Genomic DNA, 1,853 nt, shown 5'->3' with positions numbered 1-1,853 from the left:
TGGAAGAAGGAGACGTGGCCGCGGGTAAAAGCACCGCGGCGGCCCGCGGGGCCTGGCTCGTCTTTGAGGACGAAGCCGGGCAGTCGATGAGGCCGCCGCGTGCCAGGACCTGGGGCAGGCTCGGCTGTGAGCCTTCCCCCGGGACATGGACACCGGAGTTTCATGCGGCGAGGGTGATCCTACGGGACGCCGCTGTCTGCTGTTCGAACTGGATCGGACTGAGGTAGCCGAGTGTGGAGTGGCGCCTTCGGACGTTGTAGAAGGAGATCCACCGGAACACCTCCAGCCTCACCTGAGAACGACTGGTCCAGCACGCTCCGTGCATCAACTCCCGCTTCAGCGAGGCGAAGAAGCTCTCGGCGGCAGCGTTGTCGTAGCTCGAACCGACCTTTCCCATGCTTCGGCGGATGCCGTGTCGCCGACAGAGGCTCGCGAACTCGGCCGATCCGTATTGCGAGCCCCTGTCCGAGTGGAAGATCACGCCGTCGACCCGGCCGCCGCGTGTCACGACCGCGGCTTCGAGCGCGTCGGCCACAAGCCGGGTGCGCATGTGGTCGCCCGGCGCCTGGGCCTCCACCCCGCCGACATCCTGCGCGACACCGACGACCTCTACGCCCTCCCCCGCACCCACCCACCCGGCAAGAAACCCCCCGGCCTCGCCCACGACGACCTACGGCTGGTCAACGCCCTCACCCTCGCCGACCGGCCCGTGCTCCCCGAAGAACTCGCCCACGCCCTCGCACACCCCGCCATCGGCGGTGCCGTAGCCCTAGAACTTCACGTGCCCTGGGCTGACGCCCAGGCGCAGCGAGGTGCAGCCGGGGCGGTGGCGGGCTCCGGGACAGGTCATGTCCCCATTCGTGGTGTGGCCGATCAATCGGCGGGCGTGTTGGTGGTGTTGGGTAGCGCGGGGGCGCTTTCGGGGAGCTTGGTGGGGTAGAGCTGGTCCATGCTGCCCTCAGGCAGGTAGCGGCGGGGGAAGGCGATCCACTCGTCGTGGAGCTCGAAGAGCACGGCGGTGACCAGCCGCAGCAGTGCGTCGTCGTTCGGCAACACCTGGACGACGTCGGTGCGGCGCTTGACCTCGCGGCCTCCCGGGCCTCCCGGGCCGTCCGGGCCGTCCGGTCGGACGGCCCGGGAGGACGCGGACCACAGCAGGCCGCCCGGGCCCGCCGCGGCAGGCACACCGCCCCGTAGACCCGCGCTCCAGCGTCCGGGAACGGAGCGCAGGCGGCCGGGTCCCGGGGAAGCAGGGGGGTGATCCGCCGGGCCCGGCCGACGGGAGGCCAGCCGTGCCGGGGTGGCGTGGCGCGGCTGCATGTTCTGTGCAGGGATAACTTTCAGGGGGCTGTAACCCGCACTTGGCTTCAGCCGGCGGCAGCCAGCCCGGACCTGTTGGTACGGGGCGGGCGTCGGCGGTAGCTGGGAAGGACGACCTCGGGGATGTTGGCCGGCACCTCTTCCAGGGCCTCGATCCACTCCTCCTGGGAGCCCTTGAAGGCGATCCGCGGGTTGATCCGGTACAGCCCGTTGGAGATCCGCCAGAGCAGGCCGAGCTCGGCGAGCCGGTTGAGGGCCGGCGAGATGTTGCTCTTGCTGGTGGCGAGCCGCTCGGCGATGTCGCCGAGGGTGAGGGTGACGAAGCCGCCGTCGGTCATCTCACCCAGCACGGTGTGCCAGACGTCGTACTGCAGAGTGGTGAGCCGATACAGCGGCAGGGCCCGGGTGATTTTGTCGGGTTCATATGAGAGCCACTGCTCCGGTGTGAATGAGAGCCAGGTCTAGGCCGTTCGTGGCGGTGGTGTACTCGACCGTGGCGGGTGTTCTTCGGCGAGTTCGGGAGCCAGTCCGGC

At 69.6% G+C, this 1,853-nt stretch carries 2 protein-coding genes and 1 pseudogene; all 3 read right to left on the bottom strand.

Annotated features, from left to right (window positions below):
• Nucleotides 1-160: 160 nt before the first annotated feature.
• A pseudogene (locus KS423_RS44665) lies at nt 161-556 on the bottom strand (integrase core domain-containing protein); the annotation flags it as partial.
• A 317-nt stretch (nt 557-873) separates the two neighbouring features.
• Complete coding sequence (locus KS423_RS44660; protein WP_374120179.1) at nt 874-1,185, bottom strand: transposase; 312 nt, start codon at nt 1,183-1,185, stop codon at nt 874-876.
• A gap of 182 nt (nt 1,186-1,367) precedes the next feature.
• Entirely contained in the window at nt 1,368-1,670 is a 303-nt protein-coding gene (locus KS423_RS44655; protein WP_224285398.1) for a replication/maintenance protein RepL, read from the bottom strand.
• Nucleotides 1,671-1,853: the final 183 nt, after the last annotated feature.

The sequence above is a fragment of the Streptomyces sp. LS1784 genome (assembly GCF_020103755.1).
GTDB lineage: Bacteria > Actinomycetota > Actinomycetes > Streptomycetales > Streptomycetaceae > Kitasatospora.
This window is presented reverse-complemented; position numbering and strand designations above follow the sequence as displayed.